A 23,188-nucleotide genomic window follows, 5' to 3' on the forward strand; every position below is an offset into this window, starting at 1 on the left:
TGGACATTCAGCGCGTTGATCGCTGATCGACAGCTAACGACCCAACTCCCAGCTTTCCGGAACACCCGAATTCAGTTTTTGAAAGTGGGCGCCAATAATCCGTCCAATCTCCCATTGCTCAAGGTTCAATCGTCCGGGACGATCCGCAGGATGGCGCCGTCGCGTTCTTCGGTGGCGAGGTAGATGTAGCCGTCGGGCCCCTGGCGCACGTCGCGGACGCGCTGGCGAAGGTCGTAGAGCAAAGTCTCGCGGCGCAGTTCCTGCATGTTCTGGTTGATCAGGATGCGCTCCAGATGGCCGGTCCCGGGGATCTCACCGGTGCGCAAGGCGCCGACGAAGATATCGCCTTTCCACGCGGGCAGCGCATCGCCGGTATAGAAAAGCATTCCGGACGGCGCGATGGCGGGCATCCAATAGACAACGGGCGGCTCGAACAGGTCGTGGCGCGGCCGCTCGGCCTGCCAGGGACCCTGATAGGTGCGGCCCAGGCTGACATAGGGCCAGCCGTAATTGGCGCCTGGCTTGATGATGTTGATCTCGTCACCGCCATTGGGGCCGTTCTCGTTCTGCCAGATTGCGCCAGTGGTGGGATGGATGGCAAGGCCCAGCGAGCCACGATGGCCATAGGAATAGACGTCGTCACGCGCATTGGCATCGCCAATGAAGGGATTGTCGTCGGGTATCGAGCCGTCATCATTGATGCGCAGCACTTTGCCGCCTGCGGTGGACAGGTTCTGCGGCCCGGAGCCGCTGGTGGTGAAGATCAGCTTTCCATCATTGGCGAAGGCCATGCGGCTCACGCCCGACACGCCCGGATGTGCGACCCATATGTCCTCGAACCCCTCCAGTCGGTCTCCGGTCCAGCGGCCGCGGCCCAGCGCCATTACGCGCGAGCCATCCTCGGTCGGTTTGTTGTAGGCGAGATAAATGAAATGGTTGGCTGCGAAGTCCGGATGCAGGACGATATCGACATAGGCATGGGAGGTGCCGGCATCTCCGGACTCGCCGAAGAACACACCTTCCGGCCCACCCTCGATCAAGCTTGTCTCGGAAGCGCCCTGTTCGAGCATGTGCAACTCGCCCCGGCGGGTGACCACCAGCATGTCACCATCGGGCAGGAAAGCCATCGACATCGGGTATTCGAGGCGGGCGAGCACCTCCACGCGAATGTCCATCCCCTCTGCGGTCCGATAATGGAAAGGACCGTCGGGCAGCGGATTGTCCGCCAGGCCCGTCGGCGCCACGGGTATGCGGGTTTCGGTCATCGGCACGTCCTGCTGCGCATACGCACCGGTGGCGAAAAACGCAGCAGCCATCGCCGCGCTCACAATACCGCCAGGAATTCTGTTTCTCATGCCACCCCTCCCAAGGTTCTTGTGGAACGAGACATAGCACAGGCCGGGCGCGAGCCAAGTCATCCACGAGTGTGGGGCTTCAGTGCCAAACCATTGCGTCTGGACGCGTGAGGTCTGCTTTCCACCCAATAGGGGAAATTCGCGCTGTCCTACACACCCCGGACCAGCCTAGCGCCACGGCGGCTCTTTCCCACTGTCTGCACCCAATTCCCTCACGCGCGGCGTGTAGGAAATTTTCGCATAGTGGTGCGTAATATGATTTTTATTTCTGCTGTGTGATCCCGCCCGCAAAATCGAGCAAATCTTCTTGCAAAAACAGCGTGTTAGGCTGCGATGCACCAGGTATACATGGTGTAACTTGTGTAAACATGGGGCGGGGTTTCCGGGCTGACCTGCATATTCCCCGGCCTGCTCATAGCCATCCCGTCATGCTGAACTTGTTTCAGCATCCATGCTTCATCTTCGGGTGGAAGACCTGGTGAAGAAATGGACCCTGAAACAAGTTCAGGGTGACGTTTCGCTTCGGCGAACCGTTTGGCGCCTAGACGATCACCCCGAACAGGTCATGCTCGTCGGCATCCTCGATCAGTGCCTGCGCGAAGTCGCCGGCCTTCAGGTCAGCGGGCACGTTGCGCAGGAAGACATTGCCGTCGATCTCCGGCGCGTCGGCCTGGCTGCGGGCGGTGGCGCCGATGTCGCCGTCTTCGTCCGGTTCGCCCACTTCGTCGATGATGACGGGCAGGGTCCTGCCGATCTTGGCCTGCAGCTTGGCGGCGCTGATCCTTGCGGTCACTTCCATCAGCCGGGCATAGCGTTCTTCCTTGATCGCCTCTGGCACCGGGTTCGGCAGGTCGTTGGCGGCTGCGCCTTCGACGGGTTCGAAACGGAAGGCGCCCACCCGGTCCAGCTGGGCTTCTTCCAGCCAGTCCAGCAGGTACTGGAAGTCTTCCTCGGTCTCTCCCGGAAAGCCGACCACGAAGCTGGATCGCACGGTGATGTCCGGGCAGATTTCGCGCCAGCTCTTCAGCCGTTCCAGCACCTTGGCCTCATTCGCCGGGCGCTTCATGGCTTTCAGGACGGAGGGCGAGGCGTGCTGGAAGGGAATGTCCAGATAGGGCGTCAGTAGCCCCTCAGCCATCAGCGGGATCACTGCATCCACGTGCGGATAGGGGTAGACATAATGCAGGCGCACCCACGGCGTTTCACCGGCGGGTGTGCGCAATTTGCCCAGTTCGCGGGCCAGATCGGTCATGTGGGCGCGCACCGGGCTGCCCTTCCACTCGCGCTCCTCATGGCGGGTGTCGACGCCGTAGGCGGAGGTGTCCTGGCTGATGACCAGCAGCTCCTTCGTGCCGGCGGCGACAAGCTTCTCGGCCTCGCGCAGCACCGCATCCACCCGGCGGCTGGCCAGCTTTCCGCGCAGGCTCGGGATGATGCAGAAGGCGCAGGAGTGGTTGCAGCCCTCGGAAATCTTGAGGTAGCTGTAATGGCGCGGAGTGAGCTTGATGTCGGCCAGGTCGCCCATTTGCGGGATCAGGTCGATGAACGGGCCCTGCGATGGCGGCGCGGCTTCATGGACGGCTTTGACAACGTCCTCATACTGATGCGCGCCGGTGATGGCGAGCACCTGCGGGTGGCGGGCGCGGATCACGTCGGCCTCATCGCCCATGCAGCCGGTCACAATCACGCGGCCATTCTCGGCAATCGCCTCGCCAATCGCGTCAAGGCTCTCCTCCTTGGCGCTGTCGAGGAAGCCGCAGGTGTTGACCAGCACCACGTCCGCTCCGGCATAGTCGGGGCTCATCGCGTAGCCATCGGCGCGCAATTTGGTGAGTATGCGTTCGGAATCGACCAGCGCCTTGGGACAGCCCAGGCTGACGATGCCCACGCGCTTCTGATCGGGTATTTGATTGGCCATGGTGGCGCGCCCCTACACCCGCGCTGCGCTTTGCGCTAGAGTGCGCGGCGAGAGCGTGAGGAGTGGGTGCTATGGGTGATGTGAACTATCTGGCCGTGCTGCTGGGCGCGCTGGCCTTCTTCGCCGTGGGGGCCATCTGGTACGGCCCGCTGTTCAGCAAGGCATGGCAGGCCGCAGCGGGCATAACCGAGGCGGCCAAGGCCGAGGCAAGGGCCAGGGGCAACGGCTACACGGTCAAGATCATGCTGACGGCTCTGCTGCTGGAACTGATCGTATCATGGCTGCTGGGCCACATGATCGCCCGCACCAGCCCGCAGCCGCATGTCATCATGATGATGGCAGTCGGCCTTGGCGCTGCGGTGATGACACCGGCCATCGGCATCAACTACCTCTTCCAGAACCGGCCCCTGAAGCTGTTCCTGATCGATGCCGGTCACTTCATCTTCGGCACCGCAGCAATGGGCGCGGTGTTCGTGCTGCTGAGCTAGTCGCCCTTGGTGGAAATCGCGTCCTCGCCGGTCGGCAGGATCTCCACCACGATATCGCCTGCCTGCAACGCGCCCGCCTCGGCTTCCCAGAAGCCGCAGGCGCCGCCGTTGCGATAGATGCGCAGGCCCCGGCCACCGGTGGAAAGCTCGCTCAGCGGCTTGCCGATCTCCTCTGGCTTGACCGGACGTTCCACCAGCTGGACACGGCCAGAGACGGAGGCGAGGTCGGCCAGGTAATCGGCGATATGCGCGCCCTGCGCGCTGCCCGCCAGCAGCAGGCCGGTAAAGCGCACCGGGTTGATGACATTGTTGGCACCTGCCTGATGCGCCAGGATCTCATTATCGGATGCGCGCACCACCACGCTGATCGGCACGTTGGGCGCAAGGTGGCGCACGGTCAGCACGATCAGGATGGAGGCATCGTCGCGCCCTGCTGATACCAGCACCGTCTGCGCTTCATCGATGCGCACCGCCATCAGGCTTTCATCGCGCGTGGCATCCGCCTCGATCACGTTGCAGCCCAGTTCCTCGGCCTGTTCGAGCTGGTGTTCATCGCGGTCCATCACCACGATATTGCGCGGATCGGTGCCGCGCTCGATCAGTTCGCTGACCGCTTCGGAGCCGGACACGCCGAAGCCAAGCACCACGACATGATCGGACAGCTGGCTTTGAATGCGAGACATGCGAAATTTCTCCCAGCTTCTCTTGATGATGAAATTATACGCCGTACCCACGAAAATGAAGAGCACCGCAAAGCGCACCGGCGTGACGATCACCGCTTCCACCAGCCGCGCGCGGTCGCTGATCGGGGCAATGTCGCCAAAGCCGGTGGTGGTGATGGAGATCATGGTGAAATAGACCACGTCGAGGAAGCTCACCACGCCGTCATGCGTATCGCTCAGCCCGTCGCGGTCCAGCCAGTGGATCATCACCACGCTCATGATCAGGATCAGTGCAAGACCCAGGCGAATGCCCAGATCGCCCCACACAGGCACGCTCACGGCGCGGCGCAGGGGGGTGAAGCGGCGCGAGCGGGCGTCCCGGATAAGTGATCGCCGGCGTTCCACCATCAGCCTGCGAACCTTTCCGCCAGCGTGCCGATGGCGGAGTGATGGGTCAGGTCCAGCTGCAACGGCGTGACTGCGATATAGCCATCCGCAACGGCCTCCAGATCGGTGCCGTGGTCAAGCGTGTGCTCCATGTCTTCCAGCCCGAACCAGTAATAGTTGCGCCCGCGCGGATCGGTCCCTTCCACCAGCGATCCGCGCTGGTAATCATGGAAGCCCTGCCGCACCACGCGAATGCCTTTCACGGCCTCTGCGGGCAGATCGGGGAAGTTGACGTTCACCAGCGTGCGCCTGGCCATGGTCACTTCCACCAGCGGAGCGAGGACCTTTTCGGCCCAGGCTTCAGCCGCATCGAAACTGGAGGAAGGCGTGCGCATGGCCTGTGACAGGGCGATGGCAGGAATGCCCGCCAGCGCCGCTTCCATCGCGGCGGATATGGTGCCCGAATAGGTGATGTCATCGGCCAGGTTTTCGCCTGCATTGATGCCGGAGATCACCAGATCGGGCTTCTGGTCCGCAAACAGCTTGCGCAAGCCCAGGTTGACGGCATCTGTCGGCGTGCCGGTTACGGCGTAGCGCTGGTTGCCAAAGCTGCGCAGTCGCACCGGCATATGCAGGGTGAGCGAATGGCCCGCGCCCGATTGCTCTTCTGCCGGGGCGCACACCCACACATCATCGGAAAGCCGCCGGGCGATGGCTTCCAGCACCGCCATACCGGGGGCGTGAATGCCATCGTCATTGGTCAGCAAAATGCGCATCAGCTTGCGGGTAGCAGCTTTTCCAGCCCGCCCATATAGGGCGCAAGGACAGGGGGTACGGTGACCGATCCGTCTTCCTGCTGGTAGTTCTCCAGCACCGCCACCAGCGTGCGGCCCACGGCGAGGCCGGAGCCGTTGAGCGTGTGGACGAAATCGGTCTTCCTGGCGCCGGCTTCCGCCTGATCAACCTTGGGTCGGTAACGCGTGTTCATCCGCCGGGCCTGAAAATCTCCAGTGTTCGAGCAGGATGAGATCTCCCGGTAAGCGTTCTGCCCCGGCAGCCATACTTCCAGATCATAGGTCTTGCGCGCACCAAAGCCCATGTCGCCCGTGCACAGCAATACCTTGCGATAGGGCAGGTCCAGCGCCTGCAATATGCCTTCGGCGGCGGCAGTCATGCGTTCATGCTCGGCCTCGCTATCTTCGGGCCGGGTGACGCTGACCAGCTCGACCTTTTCAAACTGATGCTGGCGGATGAAGCCGCGCGTGTCCTTGCCCGCTGAACCGGCCTCGCTGCGGAAGCAGACGGTGAGCGCGGTCATGCGCATCGGCAGCGCATCTGTATCCACGATCTGGCCCTGTACAGACGCCGTCAGGCTGACTTCTGCGGTGGGGATCAGCCAGCGGCCATCGGTGGTGCGGAAGCTGTCGTCGGCGAACTTTGGCAGCTTGTCGGTGCCATACATTGCCGCGTCGTTGACCAGCACTGGCGGCGCGCATTCGGTATAACCGCTTTGCGTGGTGTGCCGGTCCAGCATGAACTGACCAAGCGCTCGGTGCAGCCGCGCCATCTGACCGCGCAGGAAAGTGAAGCGCGCGCCGGAAAGGGCCGCGCCGGTTTCAAAATCCATCCCCAGCGCGGGGCCGATATCGGCGTGTTCCTGCGGCTGGAAGGCGAACTCACGCGGAGTGCCCCAGCGGCTGACCTCGACATTGTCCGCCTCATCCGCGCCCATCGGCACGTCATCGGCGGGCAGGTTGGGGATGGCGGCCAGCAGCCCATCCAGCTCGGCGGCGACCTTGCGTTCGCGTTCCTCGATTGCGGGCATGGTCTGCTTCAGTTCGGCCACTTCGGCCTTCAGCGCCTCGGCAGTGTCCTTGTCACCCTTGCCCATTGCCGCACCAATGGCCTTGGAGGCTTCATTGCGGCGGCTTTGCGCTTCCTGCAGGCGCGTGGAGAGCGCGCGGCGCTCCTCATCCAGCGCCAGCAGCGCCTTGCTCAGCGGATCAAGCCCGCGCTTGCTCAGCGCGGCGTCGAAGCCTTCCGGATTCTCACGGATGGTGCGTAGGTCATGCATGGGCGCGGCCTATGCCTTCTTGGCACGGCAATTGTCCAGTGTTGGCGCGCAGCAGCAGGTCCGGTGCACACCCTATTTCGGGCAGGTGTTGACCCCGATCAGCGAATAGAGCGGGCAGGTCCGGAACAGACCGGTCAGCAGCGGCACAAGGCCGATCAGCCCCCACGGCGTTTGCGGCCCGACCATGGTCAGCGACAACAGAATCAGGCCAAGGACGATACGGATCACACGATCGGCAGAGCCGACATTGGTTGCAAACATGATTTTGCTCCTTCGATGCTGCCAGTGCAGGCGCGCCAGCAAAGCCGCATTGATTTAGAGCAACTATGTGCTTTTCGCACGCGCATCCGCGTTCCGGGTTTTGCGCACGCGCGTCCGCGCCTGCGTCCCCGGGACTGAGGTTCGGCTCGTTTACATTTTCGAATGAGGCATCGCGGACGATCCACTGGACGTCATATTGCCTGAGATCGTCAATGATCTCACGCTGGATGCCGGCGGTATTGGTCACGCCCGGATCGAACTGGGCCCATTTGGTGCCGGGCAGACGGTCCGCCAGGAAATAGATCGACAGGCCATTGGCGAAAACCTTGTCATGCCGGTCCAGCCCCACAAGAATGCGTTCTCCGGCCGGAACATGCGCGTCGAGATATGCGACGGTCCGGGCATAATCGGCAGAGGTAAGGCCCACGAATGGCGCGGCTTGCCGCCGCGCTCAACCCGATGAGCTGCCATATGGCGACTTCGACCAGATGTCCGGTTTCAGGCGGTTGCCCTCGATATCCGCCGAATCAGAACCATAAAATTCACCTCAGGCCCATGCCAGACACTATTGCATCCCAACTGACGAGTTTGAAATTCTGGCCTGAGGGGGAGTTGTCGCCATCCTGGGCCACGAAAAGTCCGCCGGGGAAACCGGGCAAGTCGCCAATGGAGACCTCGATGCCATCGGTTTCACTGGTGCCATCCACGATGCCATCAGCGATACGGAAGCGCCCAACAAGCGCGCCGTCATTGATATGGAAGACGGCATAGGCATTGTCGCCCTGGCTCGACGCGATCAAATAGTCTGGCCCGTTTTCCTGTGCGGCGAAGGCAAGTCCCTCGACATCGGCAACGAGACCATCTTGTTCGCCCACACTGGCGAACAGCTCTGGTTCGGCATTCGCCAGACTGGTCTGAATGCGCCAAATGCCGACATTTTCCTCGCCGATGAATAAGTCGCCATTCCGCGGATTGGTGACGCATCCTTCGATCTGGGTGGCAATTTTCCAGCTGCGCAGAGGGGTGCCTTGCCAGGTTCCGCCCGCCTGCCGATCAATGCGCAGTTCGCGCACCGTGCCGTCCTTGATCGCCGCATAAATGACCTGGCTACCGCCTGCACCATCCTGCGAACGATGGCGCTGCAGGCAAAGGCCATAAGCTTCGCCCGGCCCGCTGGCGATCCTGCCTTGGGGGGTCAACGTGCCCTCGGCCGAAAGCTGAAACATCGCGACATGGGAATTTGCCGGATCGGTCCGGTCACTTGCGACAACCAGCGCGCCATCGGCGTTGCCGGCCAAGTCAACATTGTTCAGCTCGCCAGCCGCCACAAAATCACGGACGGCTCCATCAAGGCCGTAGACGTAGAGCCCCGCCTTCTTGTCTGTGCCAACGATCAGGCTGTTCGCCGGGTTGGCGGGGTTGCGCCAGATTGCCGGATCATCTGCCGCATCTGCATTGACCGTACCAACAGGCGTGGTTTCGCCGCTTGCTGTCACGCTGACAGCGGGCAGACTGACCATCCCGTCGCCGACCGCCGCGCACCCTCCCAAGAGGGTGAACGCGGCGGCCACGCAGCTCTTGCGCCACGCGGGAGCCATCAGAAGCTGACTCGCGCGCCGAACTTGAAGGTCGAGCCATAGGCTTCATACTGCAGGTTGCGCTGAGCCCCCATGAAGTTCTGATAGGCAAAGTACTTGGCGTTGTTGACGTTGATCCATTCGCCAAAAATGCGGATGTCGTCGGTCACTCTGACTCTGGCAGAAAGGTCGAGCTGGAAGTGATTGTCGACCAGCCTGTCCTGGTCTGCGGCGGCGCCAATTTCGTCCAGATATCTGCTGCGATAGGTGCCAGCAGCCCGGAACTCAAACGGACCGTTCTCATAGCCAAGCACGATGTTACCAGTGTGGCGCGAAGCCGCTGGCAAGGCAATTTCACGTCCGTCATCCAATGTGCCTGTGGCGTCTGTGAAAGTGTAGTTGGCCTGCACCAGCAGCCCATCGAAAGGTGCGGGAAGGAAAGACAGGGTCTGGCTGAAACTTGCCTCAATCCCGAATACTTCGGCGCTGTCCCCGTTGATCGGGATGGTCAGTTCATCATAATCGACACCCTGGAAGGTTCCGGAAGCCGAGATCACAGAATCGACGATGAAATTGTCGATTGTCTTGTAGAAAGCACCGATCGATACCGCGCCGTTTTCGCTGAAGTAATATTCTGCCGAAAGATCCGCATTCCACGCCCGGTAGGGCAGCAGGTTCGGATTGCCGAACTCAGCTTCCAGATCCTCATTGATGGTATAACGCGGCGCCAGATTGGACAGCTTGGGCCGCACCAGGCTCTTGTATCCGGCCAGACGGAAAACCAGTTCGCGTTCCGGCGAGAAGCGCACTGTCGCACTGGGCAGCCAGTCCGTGTAATTGCGGGTGATGAAAACCGGGATGACATCGGTCACATCATCGCCGTCATCCACCACCAGATTGCCGTTGAGTTCGTTGTACGTGCGTTCTGCGCGAACACCTGCGATCACCCGCAAAGTGCTGCTGTCAAAACGGCCCAGCAGATAGCCTGCCAGCACATCTTCCTGGACCGAATAATCGCTGGGGAAGCTGAGCAGATCGGTTTCATACTGGTCCACTTCAAAATTACCCAGATTGGCAAGGAAGAAGTCGGTCGCGCCGGTATGGCTGGCCACCGGTCCCATATCGGTAATCAGATAGGTTTGGGCGCCCAGTACATCGGCCAATGTGTAGTCGCCGTCATAATCGCCGAAGAAGCGGCCATTGAAATCATAGCTCTTGTCACGCCAGCGCGACTTGAAGCCGGTTTGCACGGTGAATTCACCACTCCCGGCCAGGAAGCTGCGGCCAAGGTCGCCCTGCAGCGCATATTCCTCGTCCACACTGGCCGACAGATCGGTCAGCTCGACGCGGTTGAAGCTGTATTCCGAAGGATCATTGAACAGCGCCGATCCGCTAGTGACGCTGTAAAGCGGCAGGCGCGGATCGCTGTAGTCAAAGTTTACATCCACGCCGTCACCGTCAAAACGGGAGCGGAAGCGGGTGGGGTCGACGGAGAAATTCTCCAGTTCGCTCGATTTGGCGTAGCTGGCAGAAAAACCTCCCTCCCAGATGCCATCATCATGATCGCCGCCGATCTGGAAGGATCGAATGCGCTGGCGCTCAAACCTGTCCTTGATGTCTCGGCGTACCTCGATACGGCCATCGGCGTCGGTGAAGAAAGCGCTTGTATCGGTGCCAGATGCCGGGTCTTCATTCAGGATGATGGTCGTCCGGCGGCGATATTCCTGATCGTCGAACTGGCTGAATTGTCCGCGCGCAAACAGCGTGGTGTAAGCGGATGCACGGACATCAAAGTTCAGCGAGGCACTGAGGCGCTCACGCGTCACATCATAATCGCGATATTGAACTTCCTCGGCAAACACGATGCCGCCGGCCTCGTTCCAGTCAGCTGCCTCGATATTGTCGGATTCGAATTCACGCCGGTAGTAGCTGATGCCGCCGGAAATGCCGAAATCCTCGCCGATGCGGGTGGCGAAATCGATACTGCCCTTGGGCGTCACGCTGTCGGCATATTCGTTGTAACTGCCTTCAAGTTTCGCCGTCAGCAGGTCATTCGTGCGATCGAAAGCGCTGGTCGTGTTGATTTCGATCGAGCCGCCGATGCTGTCACCATCCATATCCGGGGTAAGTGATTTCTTGATCTCGATCGATTCAATGATGTCGGAACTGATCACATCGAGCGCCACTGACCGCACATCGCTTTCAGGCGCAGGCAGGCGAACGCCGTTGATCGAACTGCTGTTCAATTCAGGATCGAGACCGCGGATAGAAACGAACCGGCCCTCACCCTGATCGTTTAGAACATTGACGCCGGGCAGACGCCGGATCGATTCTGCCACATTCTGATCCGGGAACTGACCAATCGCATCACGCGTAAGCACGGAGGAAACTCCGTCCGCTGCTCTTTGGCGCGATAGCGAACTGGCAAGATTGGCGGCCTGGCCGATAACCAGAATCTGATTGTCGGCACCGGCTCCCAAGATGAAGTTGGCCGTAACAGTGCCGGTTTCAGGGACCGAAACAGTCTGAGTTACCGTCGCAGCACCGATATAGCTGGCAGAAATCTGATACGAACCTGCAGGAATGTCGGCAATCACATAGGCGCCGTTGCGGTCCGTCGTAGCGGTTCGCCCAAGATCCTCCACGATGATATCGACAGCTTGCAATTGCGTGGTCTGTGACGAATCCGCAACCACTCCGCGGATCTCACCCGCATGGGCAATCGAGGTGGCAGATGTTGTGCAAACCAGAAATACAGTCAGCTTTAGAAGTTTCATGTGGGGGCCCCAATTTGAATACCTGAAGTTCAATGAGGCGGGCGCTTAGAATGGAGGTATTACGGGAAAATGACGCAGCGAGCGGCGTTGGCAAAGCAAACGCGAGATCGAGTTGAATCGAGATTTCTGGGTGGTCCTGCTTGCCGGATCGATGTTTGAAGCCCTGCCCAGTGGGAGCGGCTGCATGGGTTTTCAGAAAAGGATGCGGTTCCTGCAAGCTTCAATCATCCAGGCTCAATTACGGGAAGCCGAGATGGGCGTGTAGTTATGGCGCGCGCCAAAAATGGGTGAATGGCCGCTTTCGCCTGGTTCCAAGATACTGATGAACGACCGAGGTCGGGGTGGAAAGCGGACATCGCCGCCAGTATCCCCGGGAAGTGTGAGTCGCTTCAGTTCTACGACCTGTGACTGGCATTCTTCTGGCACTTGCCACGATCGCTTGTGGCAGCTCGTCCACCGATAGGCCAATCACAGTCGACGAATTTCCAACCCAGATAGATCAACTGAACGGCCAAACAGTCAGAGTTACCGGCTATATTGGCGAGTGTCAGGTGTACAATTGTAGTCTCTACCGCAACAAAGCGGAATCTGACGAAGTGGACCGCCCGATGTCAGATATGCGTGCTGCATTGGCGGACGGGGTTACAGATGTATCCGGGTCTCCATTCCCCAGCCAAAGCGCGAATGCGCGCAGGGCGTTAGCCCGGTAGCCTCAGGCCCCGTCCGGGGCAGGGGCGGGGACATCGTTGCGAAGCCACACTTCCACCTTGCCTGATGCAAATGCCTTCCGGAAATTGCGGGCAAGGTAGCTGTCGAGCAGGAGCACTCCGCTGCTGACGGAGCTGAGGTTCGGCTCGGTCACATTTTCGAATGAGGCATCGCGGACAATCCACTGGACGTCATATTTCCTGAGATCGTCAATGATCTCACGCTGGATGCCGGCGGTATTGGTCACGCCCGGATCGAACTGGGCCCATTTGGTGCCGGGGAGCCGGTCCGCCAGGAAATAGATCGACAGGCCATTGGCGAAAACCTTGTCATGCCGGTCCAGCCCCACAAGAATGCGTTCTCCGTCCGGAACATGCGCGTCGAGATATGCAACGGCCCGGGAATAATCGGCAGAGGTAAGGCCCACGAATGGCGGGCTTCCCTCCACGCAGGGAGGGTTTTCTTCACTCCCGGCGAACAGCAGCCCACCGGTGGCGGTGCGTTCGATGGCGCCCACGTCCGCGCGCAGCCGGTTGAACGAGCCCGCCACGGCAAAGACCGCCACGGCAGACAGCACTATTGCCGCGCTGCGCCAGTGGCCGCGCCGCGAGGCCCAGCGCTGTGCAAGAAATGCGGCAAGAGTGATCGCCGGGACGATAGCCAGCAGCATGTGGACCAGACTGACGCGAACCAGTCCCTTGTAGGTCAGGATCACCGTCAGCAGGGTGAACAGGATCAGGAAGTCCTGGCCAGCTTGCTGTCCTGCCCCCGAAGCCCGGCTTCTCCACAGTTCGGCCAGCGCAGCCAGTGTGACGAGCAGGGGAATATAGACACCGCCCACGGCGGGATCTGCCATTATTGCACCGGGTCCGGGGAAGGGCAGGCCGCGATTGGCCGCATAGGGAGCGGAGTGCTCGACAATGTCGGCCCAGAAGTCCGCTATCTGCGCAGTGGCGAGGAAATAGATGGCGAATGGCGCAAACGCCAGGGCCGCGCCGACAGCCAGCGTCAGGACTGGCCGGATTGCCGCTGCGATCCTTGCCGGGATTGTCTTTCCCGGGCCGATCGCCAGCAGATATATGCTGAAAGCCACCAGCGTGAAGAAGCCGGTGTCATAGCGGAACAGCGCCACGATCCCGGTCAACCCGCCGCAAGTGAGGATGAGGCCCGGCCGGGCGAGAATGTCCTCACGCAACACGATGATCGCGCTCGCCAGGATCAGCACAAGGCAAGGATAGACGGGATAGAGGTGGAAGGCCGCAACATAGATGAACATGGCGCACGCAAGGCTGCCACCCAGGGCCAAGCCAAACGGGACGCGGCGCACCAGAAGGTAGGTCACCAGGCCTGCGGGAACAGCCATCAGCACCAATCCGAACAGGCGCGCCGCCAGCAGCTTGGGACCAAACAGCCAGAATACAGCAGCGACCAGATAGGGGCTGCCCGGGCCATAGTTCGAATAGAAGTCGCGGTGGATCACATCCCCGGCCAGCACCCGCTGCGCGTTTACCAGAATGATGCTTTCGTCAAACGCATCGATTTCACGGTTCATCGTCAGGAAAAGGAAGATAAAGAACAGCACGCAGATCAGGGCGGAGACCGATCCGGGCCGTTTCGCAATGAACACGGCGAGAGCTTGTGTTATTCGCTGCAAGACCATTCCTACCCTCCAGCGCCAGCAACTCGCGGCCACGGTGGAAATACCACGCTGTGACGCTCGACGCGCGGCCCCACTTCACCTGTTGTGCGATATCATTTATGTTGCAATGCAGCAATGTCGCACTGTAGTGAGCCAGTGGCGCTGAACCCGGGGAACAGACTTCATGCCTGCAAAGATCGTCCTTACCGGTGCTGCAGGATTGCTGGGGCAGAATCTGCTCAAGAGACTGGACGTTCCCGGAAACGAAATAGTCGCAATCGACAAGCATGTCGCCAAAATGAAGGTGCTGCGCCGCTATCATCCCGGTGTCGAAGCGATTTGTGCGGATATTTCGCAGCCGGGGGAATGGGAAGAAGCGCTGGCCTGTGCGGACGTGCTGATCATTGGACAGGCGCAGATCGGCGGGCTTGATTATGCTGAATTCGACCGGAACAATATCGAGGCGACTGTTCGGTTGATCGATGCGGCCAAGCGCCACGATATCGAATACATCGTCCACATCTCGTCATCGGTCGTCAATTCGATGGCGGTGGATTTCTACACCGAGACCAAGAAGGCGCAGGAAGCGCTGGTCGCCGCCTGTGACATCCCGCAGATCGTCCTGCGCCCCACTTTGATGTTCGGCTGGTTTGATCGCAAGCACATGGGGTGGCTTTCGCGCTTCATGAAGAAATCGCCGGTCTTCCCCGTTCCGGGCGATGGGCGCTACCTTCGCCAGCCGCTTTATGTTGCTGATTTTGCGGCCATTATTGATGCTGCAATACAGAAGCGCATGACGGGCACCTACAATATCACCGGTCAGGAACGGATCGACTATATCGATCTGATGCGTGCGGTGAAGCGCGCCACAAAGGCCCGCAGCGCGATTGTCCGGGTGCCCTACTGGTCGTTCTGGCTGATGTTGAAAAGCTATGGCCTGCTGGGCAGGAACCCGCCTTTCACAATCAAGCAACTCAAGGCGCTTATCACTCCCGACATATTCGAAGTCATCGATTGGCCGGGTATTTTCGGAGTCCGAGCCACTCCCTTGCAGCAAGCTCTGGATGAAACATTCGGCGATCCGACCTACTCGCAGGTAGCGCTCGAATTCTAGGTCTCGATCACTGGTCAGGTCAGACACGAAAGGTGCCCTTGAAATGAGCGCAGTCGTTGTAATCGGAGCAGGTGCGATGGGCCTTGCCGCAGCTTACCATGCAGCAAAAGCGGGCCATGATGTCACGGTTCTGGAAGCCGGCCCCGAGCCGGGCGGAATGGCTGCCCATTTCGATTTCGACGGGACCTCGATCGAGCGTTTCTACCACTTCGTGTGCATGGCCGACCAGCCGACTTTCGATCTGCTGGAAGAACTGGATCTGGCTGACTCCATGCGCTGGACGGCAACCACGATGGGCATTTTCTCAGGCGGCAAACTGCACCCTTGGGGCGATCCCGTTTCCCTTCTCCGCTATCCCGGCGTCAGCCTGATCGCGCGGCTGCGCTATGGCCTGCTTGCCTTCGTTTCGACCAGGCGTGAGCGGTGGGACGCGCTGGAGACGCAGAGCGCGCGCGAATGGATCACCCGCTGGGCGGGCAAGGAAGCCTATGCCCGGTTGTGGAAGCCGTTGTTCGATCTCAAGTTCTTCGAATATGCCGATGATATTTCCGCGGCGTGGATATGGACCAGGGTCAAGCGCATCGGCCGCTCTCGCAAGTCGCTGTTTGAAGAGCGGCTGGGCTATATTCAGGGTGGCAGCCAGACGCTGGTCGACAGGCTGTGCCAGCGGATCGGGGAGATGGGCGGCAAGATCCACCTGTCCAGCGCGGCCACGCGGGTGGTTACCAGCGACGGGCGGGTGACCGGGGTTGAAACCGCAAACGGGTTCTTTCCGGCAGACGCCGTCATTTCCACCATGCCCACGCCCTATGTCGCCGCGACCGTTCCCGACCTGCCGCAGGACTGGAAGGATCGCTATGAGGCGATCAATAACATTGGCGTGTGCTGCCTGCTGTTCAAGCTGAAGAAGTCCGTCACGCCGCACTTCTGGGTCAACATCGCCGAAGACGGGATCGAAGTGCCCGGGATCATCGAATTTTCCAACCTGCGCCCGATGCCTGGCGGGGAGACGATCGTGTTCGTGCCCTATTACATGCCGGTCACCCACCAGAAATTCGCCTGGGCGGATGATCGTCTGGTGGACGAAGCGCTGAGCTATATCGTGCGGCTGAACCCGGCGATCTCGGATGATGACGTGCTGGCCAGCCATGTCGCGCGCCTGCGCTACGCCCAGCCCGTGTGCGAACCCGGTTTCGCAGCGAAGATTCCGCCGGTGCGCACGCCGATTGCGGGGCTGCAGATTGCCGACACATGCTTCTATTACCCTGAAGATCGGGGGATTTCGGAGAGCGTGCGACTGGCGAAGGAAATGGTCGAAGCAATCGGCGAAGGATCGGCATGAGCGAGCCAACACGCCTTGCGCCGGGCAGCCATTGCTACTCTATGATAACAGAGCACTATCTTTCATTTCAGCACGCTGGCGAGAACCCATGACGAATCCGGAACACCCGGCCGAGAAAAGCGACCCGAAGCAGGTGCCGCTCGTCGTTGATGTTGACGGCACGCTGCTCAGGTCCGACCTGCTCCATGAGGCGGCGCTGCAGTTCGTGGCGCAAAATCCACTCGAATGCTGGAAGCTCCTGTACTGGCTGCTGCTGGGCAAGGCGGTGCTGAAAAGCAGGCTGGCCGAACGGGGCGATTTTGGCATCGATTCGATCCCCTTGCGCGACGAAACAATGGCCGCGATCCGCACGGCACAGGCGCAGGGGCGCGAGACATATCTGGCCTCCGCATCCGATCATCGGTGGGTCGACAAGGTCGCGGAGCGTGTCGGCGGATTGACCGGCGTGCTCGCTTCAGACGGCGAGACCAATCTGGCAGGCACGGCCAAGGCCGCGGCGCTGACCGGGAAATTCGGCAGGTTGGGCTTCGATTACATCGGCGACGCGCGGGTCGATATCCCCGTATGGGAAGCGGCGCGGGGCAAGTTGGTGGTCGCACATCGACCCGGCTTTGCAAAAAAGATCATCAACCGGTTTCCCGATGCCGAGATCATCGTGCAGTCGGACCGCGACCTGCGTGCCTGGCTGGAAGCGATGCGCCCGCATCAATGGGCCAAGAACCTGCTGCTGTTCCTGCCGCTGCTTCTTGGTCACCGCTTCCTCGATGTCGGCGCGGTGATGGAAAGCTCCATTGGTTTCGTTGCATTCTGCCTGGCAGCTTCCAGCGCCTATATCATCAACGATCTGCTGGATTTGCCGGGGGACCGGGATCATCACCGCAAGTGCAACCGCCCGTTTGCCGATTGCCGCATACGATTGATCCACGGGCCGCCGATGGCACTTGCCATCCTGGCCGTTGCCATCGTCCTGGCGAGCTTGCTGAACACGCGCTTCCTGCTGATCCTGCTGATCTATGTTGCCGCCACGCTCAGCTATTCGCTGCTGCTCAAGCGTCGCCTGCTGGTCGATGTCATCACGCTGGGCGGACTGTACACCTTGCGGGTGCTGGCCGGGGTCATCGCCACCGGTTCGCACCAGTCGCCGTGGCTGCTGATGTTCAGCCTGTTCATTTTCCTGAGCCTGGCGATCGTGAAGCGCTGTTCCGAACTGGTGGCCCGGCGCGAGGCAGGCAAGTCCGCACCGCCCGGCCGCGGCTATCGCATTCAGGACCTGGAAGTGATGTTTCCGCTGGGCGCGGCGGCCGGGTTCTGCGCCATCCTGGTGATCACCGAATATCTGTCCAGCCCGGAAGTCGTCGCGCTATACAGCCATCCGCAGCGGCTGTGGCTGATCTGCCCCCTGCTGCTGTACTGGATCGGCCGGATACTGGTGCTGGCAAGCCGCAATGAATTGCACGATGATCCGATCATCTTCGCCGCCCGCGATCGCAACAGCTGGCTTACGGCCATCACTGCCAGCGGGATCGTGCTGGTCTCCATTTGAAGGCGGGCATTTTGTTGGCAGGCATCCGTTCCGGCCAGTGGCCGGAAGGAATGGTGGGCGCGGCAGGGATTGAACCTGCGACCCCACCCGTGTGAAGGGTGTGCTCTACCACTGAGCTACGCGCCCGCCGGAGCCGATCTCGAAACCGATGTCGATTCAGCTGTCAACGGCAGGGGCGGGCCTTTGCCATGAGCTTGCGGCAATGACAAGCGCCCACTTTGCACCGTGACCGCCGTGTCGCCCGCACATCTCCTGCCGTATCAGCGTGCGAACAGCCTTTGCCCGATGGCCTGCCACCAGACCGGGGTGGCAGATGCCGCCTGCGGACCGGGGGCACGCTCAAACGGCATGCATTCCAGGCACCGCACCTGCACGCCGCGCATGGACATCATGCGGTCAAAATCGGCGAAGATGCGCGCTGCCAGATCCTGTTCGCCCTGCGCGATCATGCCCGACACGCTCGATTGGGCCGGCGCCGCTTCACTATCGCCGCCCAGCAGGCCTGCCAGCATCGCTTCATAGGGATCGGGCGGACTGACCAGGAAGCGTGGACCCCACTTGCCTTCCTCCAGCCCCGCTTCACCAGCGGCCCATTCCAGCGCCGCATCCAGATCGCCGAACTGATCGATCAGGCCAAGCTGGCGGGCCGATCCACCGGTCCACACCCGGCCCTGGCCCAGCTCATCTGCGCGAGCCCGGGTCATATTGCGCGATTCGGCGACCAGACCAATGAAGCGGTCATAAATCGCCGAAGTCTCTGCCTGCAGCAGTGCTTCTGTCTCAGGGGTCAGGCCTGCCAGCAGGTCCGGCTGACCGGACAGGGGCGTGGTCTGCACGCCATCGGAGGACACGCCATATTTCGCCAGCAGATCCTCGAATGTGGGGACCACCATGAACACGCCGATCGATCCGGTCAGCGTCTCAGGCTCGGCAAATATCCGGTCACCCGCAGTGGCCACCCAATATCCGCCGCTGGCGGCATAATTGCCCATCGATATGGCAATCGGGATGTCCCTGTCCTTGTGCCGCAGAACGGCGCGGCGGATGGCTTCGGAGCCGGTTACGGTCCCTCCCGGAGAATCGATCCGCACCACCAGCGCGGCCAGATCGTCATCCAGCGCATCATCAAGCAGGGCGGTGATCCGCGCTGCGCCAGCCGAGCCGGGTCCGGCATCGCCATCGCTGATTTCACCTGCAATGGTGATCACGCCAATGGCCTTCTTGCCGCCGGTCAGGCTGCGGGTGCCGCTGGTTTCCGGGCCGACTTCGGCCAGCCACGGATCAAGCTCGGTCGCGGCGAAAGTGCCGGGCCGGTCATCCCATTCATCCTTGCCGACGATTTCGGCGACATGGGCGCCCCATTCCTCGCGCGTGCCGATCTGGTCTGCCAGGCCCGCGGCCACGGTCGCCTTGGCCAGATCACCGCCATTTTCCGCGATCAGCGCAATCAGGCCCGTGGTGGCCTTTTCGATATTGGCCTGCGGGCGCGCCTGCACGATGTGCGCGCGCCATTCATCCCACACTGCGCCAACATAGGTCTCGGCATTTTCGCGCGCCTCGGGAGACATGCCGTTTTCCAGATAGGGTTCGACCGCGCTCTTGTATGTGCCCACGCGGAAAACGTGGGCGTTGATGTCAAACCGCGCCAGCGCATCGGCATAATAGAGCGACTTGCCGCCAGGTCCGCGGATGGCAGCGCCGCCCATCGGATCAACCCACACCTCATCGGCATGGGCAGCCAGCACCAGCGCATCGTCCGAATAGGCGACGGCAAAGGCCAGGATCGGCTTTTCGGTGCGGCCGAAACGGGCCAGCGCATCGCCCACTTCCTGCATGGTGACATGCGGGCCACCGGTGAATGTGGTGAGATCGAGGGCGATCGCTTCTATCCGCTTGTCGCGCGCGGCCTCGTCAATGGCGCGCACCAGATCGCGCGCGGCATATTCACGCGTGGGCAGCGTGCCTGACAGCAGGGTGGAGATGGGATCGATAAGCGAAGGCTCCTCCGCGATGGAGCCATCCAGCTTGAGCAGCAGCGCCCCTTCGCGAACAAGGCCGGGATTGGGCCGGGAACTGAGCGCGGCGAACACCAGGCTGAAGAACAACAGCAGAAAAACCAGTGCCAGCGCATCCTTTACGCCAACCAGCAGCCGCCAAACCTTGCCTGCAAAACTCATGAACAATGCCTTGTGATTGTGCCTTGCGCGCAACCTAGTTTGCACAAAGCACTTGTGCCAGCCGAAAGCGCTTGAGCGCTGCACATAGTCCGACTAATGGCTTGGCTTTAATGACATCGCCGCAAAACACAGCATCGCAAGGCCGCTTTCCGGCTGGCGGGCGGGCCTTCCCGCATCGCGACCTCATTTCAATCGGTGCGCTGCAAACGCACGAGATTCTCTACCTGCTCGAGGAAGCCGAGCAGTGGGTGGATTTCAACCGCCAGCCCAGCAAGCACAGCAATGCGCTGGCGGGCCTGACGATCATCAATGCCTTCTTCGAAAACTCCACCCGCACGCTGCTCAGTTTCGAGATTGCGGGCAAGAGGCTGGGCGCAGATGTGGTCAATATGCATGCCGCACAGTCGAGCGTGAAGAAGGGGGAGACGCTGATCGATACGGCGGTGACGCTAAACGCCATGCGCGCCGATGCCATCGTCATCCGCCACGGCTCCAGCGGGGCGGTGGGGCTGATCGCGGGCAAGGTGGATTGTCCGGTGCTCAATGCCGGAGACGGGCAGCATGAACATCCCACGCAGGCGCTGCTGGATGCACTGGCGCTGCGGCGCAAATTGCGTGAACGGGGCCGAGAGGAATTCAACGGGCTGGTGGTGACCATCTGCGGCGATATCCTGCACAGCCGCGTGGCCCGCTCCAACATATTGAGCCTCCAGGCGCTGGGCGCGAAAGTGCGCGTATGCGCGCCGCCCGCGCTTATGCCGGTGGGGATAGAGGCGATGGGCGTGGAGGTGTTCCATTCGTTCGACGCCGCGCTGGCGGGCAGTGAAGTGGTGATGATGCTGCGTCTTCAGAGCGAGCGGATGGAGGGGCAGTTCATTCCCTCTCCGCGCGAATATCGCCATCTGTACGGGCTGACATTGGAACGGCTGGAACTGGCCGCACCTGACGCCATCATCATGCATCCCGGCCCGATGAACCGCGGGGTGGAGATCGACAGCGACGTGGCCGACCTTGCCGGGCGCTCCATCATCACCGCGCAGGTGGAAATGGGCGTGGCGATCCGCATGGCCTGCCTCGACGTGCTGACCCGCAAGGCCCGCAACATCCCCGGTTGGGGCCAAAATGATCTAGGCGGGCAATGGGTATGAAACAAATGCGCCCCATCTCCATCACCGGCGGCACACTGGTTACGCCTGAAGGACTGGTCGAAGGCAATCTTCGTCTGGCAGGCGGGCTGGTCCACAGCATTGGCGGCGAAATTGCCGATGGCGACGAAGTGCTTGATGCAGGCGGACTGCTGGTCGCGCCGGGACTCGTCGATCTGGGCGTGTTCGCGATCGACAAGCCGGCGTTTCATTTTGGCGGGATCACCCGCGCGGCGTTGATGCCCGATCAGTCCCCGCCGCTCGATCATCCTGCCCGCGTTCGCTTTGCTGCCCAGAGCGGCAAGCCCGACTTCTGGGTCCATCCGCTGGCAGCAGCCACGCCAGGCCTTGGCGGAATGCAGCTGGCCGAAATCGCGCTGATGCGCGAAGCGGGTGCACGGGCGATTGCCACGGGTCGCAGCTGGATTGCCGATAGCGGCCTGATGCTGCGCCTGCTGCAATATGCCGCCATGCTGGACATGGTGGTGGTCTCCCACGCGGAAGACGGCGGACTTGCCGGAAACGCTGCGGCAACTGCGGGCGAGATAGCCACAAGGCTGGGCCTGCCCAGCGCTCCGGCGCAGGCAGAGGCGCTGGCGGTGGCGCGCGATATCGCGCTGGCCGAAATCGCCGGGGCAAAGCTGCATATCAGGCAAGTCACCACCCGCGCCGCGCTGGATCTGGTGCGTGCGGCCAAGGCGCGCGGATTGCCGGTAACTGCGGGCGTTACGCCTGCGCATTTCATGCTGTCAGACCTCGCTCTGGCCCAGTTCCGCACCTTTGCGCGCCTTTCTCCTCCGCTCAGGCCCGAAGATGACCGGCAGGCGGTGATCGCGGCGATTGGCGATGGCACGATTGACGTGGTGTCATCGGGCCATGATCCGCGCGGCCCAGAAGACAAGAACCTGCCCTTCGCCGATGCAGCGCCGGGAATGGCCGGGGCGGAGACGCTGCTGGCCATGGTGCTGACGCTGGTGCGTGACGAGGTGATCTCGCTGGAGCGCGCCTTTGCCCTGATCGCCAGCAATCCCGCGCGCCTTCTGGGCGTCGACGCGGGCCAGCTGGTGGCCGGGTGCGAGGCGGACATCGCGCTGGTAGACCCGGAACGCCCGTGGATTATCGATAGCCGCAAGATGGAAGCGGCGGCAGGCAACACGCCGTTTGACCGCCAGCCCGCACAGGGCCGCGTCGCTGCCTTGTGGAAGGGCGGGGTCGAAATTGCCCTCTGATGCGCCGGTCGGAACCTGCCTCATCACCGGGGCCGCATCGGGCATAGGCGCGGCCTGCGCCCATGCTCTGGCGGCCAGAGGGGCGCAGCGACTGCTGCTGGTCGACAGCAATGACGATGCGTTGCAGGCGCTGGACCCTGGCGGCGATGTCACGCGATTTGCCGGTGACGTCTGCGATCCGGCATTGTGGGAGCAGATAGAGGCGCAGGCAGGCACAATTGATCGCGCCGTGCTGAATGCAGGGATCGCCGCTGGCGGGATGATTGCCGACACCGAATTTGACGACTGGCGGCGCACTCTGGGAGTCAATCTGGACGGGATGTTCCTCTCGCTGCGCAGCACATTGCGCAAGGCGGGCGACGGGGCCAGCATCGTGCTCACTGCATCGGTCAGCGGGGTAAAGGCGGAACCCGGCACAGCGGCCTATGGCGCTTCAAAGGCCGGGGTCATCCAGCTTGCCCGTGTCGCCGCCAGGGAAGCCGCAGCGCGCGGCATCCGCGTCAACGCCATCGCCCCGGGCGGGGTGGACACGCCAATCTGGGATCAGACGCTGTTCTTCCGCGATCTGGTCGCCAGCCACGATGGGGACAGGGACAAGGCGCTGGCGGCAATGGCCGCAATCGGCACGCCGCTGGCCCGCTTTGCCACCGCGTCAGAAATCGCGGCGCAGATCCTGTTCCTGCTGTCTGATGATGCGGCCACGATCACTGGCACCGTACTGGTCAGCGACGGGGGCTATTCGCTCTAGCAACCACCAAGAAAAGCCCCTCCGCTTCGATGGAAGGGGAGGGG

At 61.6% G+C, this 23,188-nt stretch carries 18 protein-coding genes and 1 tRNA gene; 8 read left to right on the plus strand and 11 right to left on the minus strand.

The features are described 5' to 3' along the window. Positions 1–125: 125 nt before the first annotated feature. Both ABDZ98_RS13770 and rimO read right to left on the minus strand, forming a co-directional pair. Positions 126–1,355, minus strand: a complete 1,230-nt coding sequence (locus ABDZ98_RS13770) for a PQQ-dependent sugar dehydrogenase (protein WP_160591293.1) — start codon at positions 1,353–1,355, stop codon at positions 126–128. 541 nt (positions 1,356–1,896) lie between these two features. Then, positions 1,897–3,273 carry a 30S ribosomal protein S12 methylthiotransferase RimO gene (gene rimO / locus ABDZ98_RS13775; protein ID WP_160591295.1) on the minus strand — a complete coding sequence of 459 codons (1,377 nt, stop codon included), beginning with the start codon at positions 3,271–3,273 and terminating at the stop codon, positions 1,897–1,899. Positions 3,274–3,344: 71 nt separating this feature from the next. On the opposite strand from rimO, the gene ABDZ98_RS13780 reads away from it, so the two are divergent. Next, positions 3,345–3,761: a DUF1761 domain-containing protein gene (locus ABDZ98_RS13780; RefSeq protein ID WP_160591297.1), complete on the plus strand. Its 417-nt coding sequence runs from the start codon at positions 3,345–3,347 to the stop codon at positions 3,759–3,761. On the opposite strand, the gene ABDZ98_RS13785 is transcribed toward ABDZ98_RS13780, so the two are convergent. From ABDZ98_RS13785 to ABDZ98_RS13800, 4 genes are all read right to left on the minus strand, one after another. After that, positions 3,758–4,831 (minus strand): potassium channel family protein, encoded by a 1,074-nt coding sequence (locus ABDZ98_RS13785; RefSeq protein WP_160591299.1) that lies wholly within the window; start codon positions 4,829–4,831, stop codon positions 3,758–3,760. The genes ABDZ98_RS13780 and ABDZ98_RS13785 overlap by 4 nt on opposite strands. Further along, entirely contained in the window at positions 4,831–5,586 is a 756-nt protein-coding gene (gene surE, locus ABDZ98_RS13790; RefSeq protein ID WP_160591301.1) for a 5'/3'-nucleotidase SurE, read from the minus strand. Before surE ends, ABDZ98_RS13785 begins: the two co-directional genes overlap by 1 nt. Beyond that, positions 5,586–6,884 (minus strand): serine--tRNA ligase, encoded by a 1,299-nt coding sequence (gene serS, locus ABDZ98_RS13795; protein WP_160591303.1) that lies wholly within the window; start codon positions 6,882–6,884, stop codon positions 5,586–5,588. Before serS ends, surE begins: the two co-directional genes overlap by 1 nt. A 72-nt stretch (positions 6,885–6,956) precedes the next feature. Next, complete coding sequence (locus ABDZ98_RS13800; protein ID WP_160591305.1) at positions 6,957–7,145, minus strand: YgaP family membrane protein; 189 nt, start codon at positions 7,143–7,145, stop codon at positions 6,957–6,959. Positions 7,146–7,341: 196 nt separating this feature from the next. Between ABDZ98_RS13800 and ABDZ98_RS13805 the strand changes: the two genes are divergently transcribed. After that, positions 7,342–7,608 (plus strand): hypothetical protein, encoded by a 267-nt coding sequence (locus ABDZ98_RS13805; RefSeq protein WP_343809023.1) that lies wholly within the window; start codon positions 7,342–7,344, stop codon positions 7,606–7,608. Between the two features lie 79 nt (positions 7,609–7,687). Here the strand turns inward: ABDZ98_RS13805 and ABDZ98_RS13810 are convergent, their stop codons facing one another. The 3 genes from ABDZ98_RS13810 to ABDZ98_RS13820 all read right to left on the minus strand — a co-directional run bounded on the left by ABDZ98_RS13810 (position 7,688) and on the right by ABDZ98_RS13820 (position 13,834). Then, positions 7,688–8,743: a phytase gene (locus ABDZ98_RS13810; protein ID WP_160591315.1), complete on the minus strand. Its 1,056-nt coding sequence runs from the start codon at positions 8,741–8,743 to the stop codon at positions 7,688–7,690. After that, positions 8,743–11,499 (minus strand): TonB-dependent receptor, encoded by a 2,757-nt coding sequence (locus ABDZ98_RS13815; RefSeq protein WP_160591317.1) that lies wholly within the window; start codon positions 11,497–11,499, stop codon positions 8,743–8,745. Before ABDZ98_RS13815 ends, ABDZ98_RS13810 begins: the two co-directional genes overlap by 1 nt. Before the next feature lie 712 nt (positions 11,500–12,211). Continuing rightward, a complete protein-coding gene (locus tag ABDZ98_RS13820; protein ID WP_160591319.1) occupies positions 12,212–13,834 on the minus strand; it encodes an ArnT family glycosyltransferase in 1,623 nt (540 codons plus the stop codon). 196 nt (positions 13,835–14,030) lie between these two features. Here ABDZ98_RS13820 and ABDZ98_RS13825 point away from each other — a divergent pair, with 196 nt between their 5' ends. The 3 genes from ABDZ98_RS13825 to ABDZ98_RS13835 all read left to right on the plus strand — a co-directional run bounded on the left by ABDZ98_RS13825 (position 14,031) and on the right by ABDZ98_RS13835 (position 17,845). Beyond that, positions 14,031–14,960 (plus strand): NAD-dependent epimerase/dehydratase family protein, encoded by a 930-nt coding sequence (locus tag ABDZ98_RS13825; RefSeq protein ID WP_160591321.1) that lies wholly within the window; start codon positions 14,031–14,033, stop codon positions 14,958–14,960. Between the two features lie 43 nt (positions 14,961–15,003). Next, entirely contained in the window at positions 15,004–16,302 is a 1,299-nt protein-coding gene (locus ABDZ98_RS13830) for an NAD(P)/FAD-dependent oxidoreductase (RefSeq protein ID WP_160591323.1), read from the plus strand. An 88-nt stretch (positions 16,303–16,390) separates the two neighbouring features. Continuing rightward, positions 16,391–17,845, plus strand: coding sequence for a UbiA family prenyltransferase (locus tag ABDZ98_RS13835; protein ID WP_160591325.1), 1,455 nt, complete (start codon positions 16,391–16,393; stop codon positions 17,843–17,845). Positions 17,846–17,896: 51 nt separating this feature from the next. Here the strand turns inward: ABDZ98_RS13835 and ABDZ98_RS13840 are convergent. Continuing rightward, positions 17,897–17,971, minus strand: a tRNA-Val gene (locus ABDZ98_RS13840). Between the two features lie 134 nt (positions 17,972–18,105). Beyond that, the gene (sppA, locus tag ABDZ98_RS13845) at positions 18,106–20,022 is read right to left on the minus strand and encodes a signal peptide peptidase SppA (protein WP_160591327.1); all 1,917 of its coding nucleotides are present in this window, start codon (positions 20,020–20,022) and stop codon (positions 18,106–18,108) included. Between the two features lie 110 nt (positions 20,023–20,132). On the opposite strand from sppA, the gene ABDZ98_RS13850 reads away from it, so the two are divergent. From ABDZ98_RS13850 to ABDZ98_RS13860, 3 genes are read left to right on the plus strand one after another with little or no spacing between them, the layout of a single operon-like run. Further along, positions 20,133–21,170, plus strand: a complete 1,038-nt coding sequence (locus ABDZ98_RS13850; RefSeq protein WP_160591329.1) for an aspartate carbamoyltransferase catalytic subunit — start codon at positions 20,133–20,135, stop codon at positions 21,168–21,170. After that, positions 21,167–22,396, plus strand: coding sequence for a dihydroorotase (locus ABDZ98_RS13855; protein ID WP_160591758.1), 1,230 nt, complete (start codon positions 21,167–21,169; stop codon positions 22,394–22,396). The genes ABDZ98_RS13850 and ABDZ98_RS13855 overlap by 4 nt, the downstream gene beginning before the upstream one ends. Further along, a complete protein-coding gene (locus tag ABDZ98_RS13860; RefSeq protein WP_160591331.1) occupies positions 22,386–23,144 on the plus strand; it encodes an SDR family NAD(P)-dependent oxidoreductase in 759 nt (252 codons plus the stop codon). Before ABDZ98_RS13855 ends, ABDZ98_RS13860 begins: the two co-directional genes overlap by 11 nt. Positions 23,145–23,188 lie beyond the last annotated feature (44 nt).

Origin of the sequence: Alteraurantiacibacter aestuarii (assembly GCF_039523595.1) — a bacterium.
Lineage (GTDB): Bacteria > Pseudomonadota > Alphaproteobacteria > Sphingomonadales > Sphingomonadaceae > Alteraurantiacibacter > Alteraurantiacibacter aestuarii.

Coding starts and splice junctions, on each gene's coding strand:
- ABDZ98_RS13770 (WP_160591293.1), bottom strand. CDS start 1,355: ATGAGAAACAGAATTCCTGGCGGTATTGTGAGCGCGGCGATGGCTGCT.
- rimO (WP_160591295.1), bottom strand. CDS start 3,273: ATGGCCAATCAAATACCCGATCAGAAGCGCGTGGGCATCGTCAGCCTG.
- ABDZ98_RS13780 (WP_160591297.1), top strand. CDS start 3,345: ATGGGTGATGTGAACTATCTGGCCGTGCTGCTGGGCGCGCTGGCCTTC.
- ABDZ98_RS13785 (WP_160591299.1), bottom strand. CDS start 4,831: ATGGTGGAACGCCGGCGATCACTTATCCGGGACGCCCGCTCGCGCCGC.
- surE (WP_160591301.1), bottom strand. CDS start 5,586: ATGCGCATTTTGCTGACCAATGACGATGGCATTCACGCCCCCGGTATG.
- serS (WP_160591303.1), bottom strand. CDS start 6,884: ATGCATGACCTACGCACCATCCGTGAGAATCCGGAAGGCTTCGACGCC.
- ABDZ98_RS13800 (WP_160591305.1), bottom strand. CDS start 7,145: ATGTTTGCAACCAATGTCGGCTCTGCCGATCGTGTGATCCGTATCGTC.
- ABDZ98_RS13810 (WP_160591315.1), bottom strand. CDS start 8,743: ATGGCTCCCGCGTGGCGCAAGAGCTGCGTGGCCGCCGCGTTCACCCTC.
- ABDZ98_RS13815 (WP_160591317.1), bottom strand. CDS start 11,499: ATGAAACTTCTAAAGCTGACTGTATTTCTGGTTTGCACAACATCTGCC.
- ABDZ98_RS13825 (WP_160591321.1), top strand. CDS start 14,031: ATGCCTGCAAAGATCGTCCTTACCGGTGCTGCAGGATTGCTGGGGCAG.
- ABDZ98_RS13830 (WP_160591323.1), top strand. CDS start 15,004: ATGAGCGCAGTCGTTGTAATCGGAGCAGGTGCGATGGGCCTTGCCGCA.
- ABDZ98_RS13835 (WP_160591325.1), top strand. CDS start 16,391: ATGACGAATCCGGAACACCCGGCCGAGAAAAGCGACCCGAAGCAGGTG.
- sppA (WP_160591327.1), bottom strand. CDS start 20,022: ATGAGTTTTGCAGGCAAGGTTTGGCGGCTGCTGGTTGGCGTAAAGGAT.
- ABDZ98_RS13850 (WP_160591329.1), top strand. CDS start 20,133: ATGACATCGCCGCAAAACACAGCATCGCAAGGCCGCTTTCCGGCTGGC.
- ABDZ98_RS13855 (WP_160591758.1), top strand. CDS start 21,167: ATGAAACAAATGCGCCCCATCTCCATCACCGGCGGCACACTGGTTACG.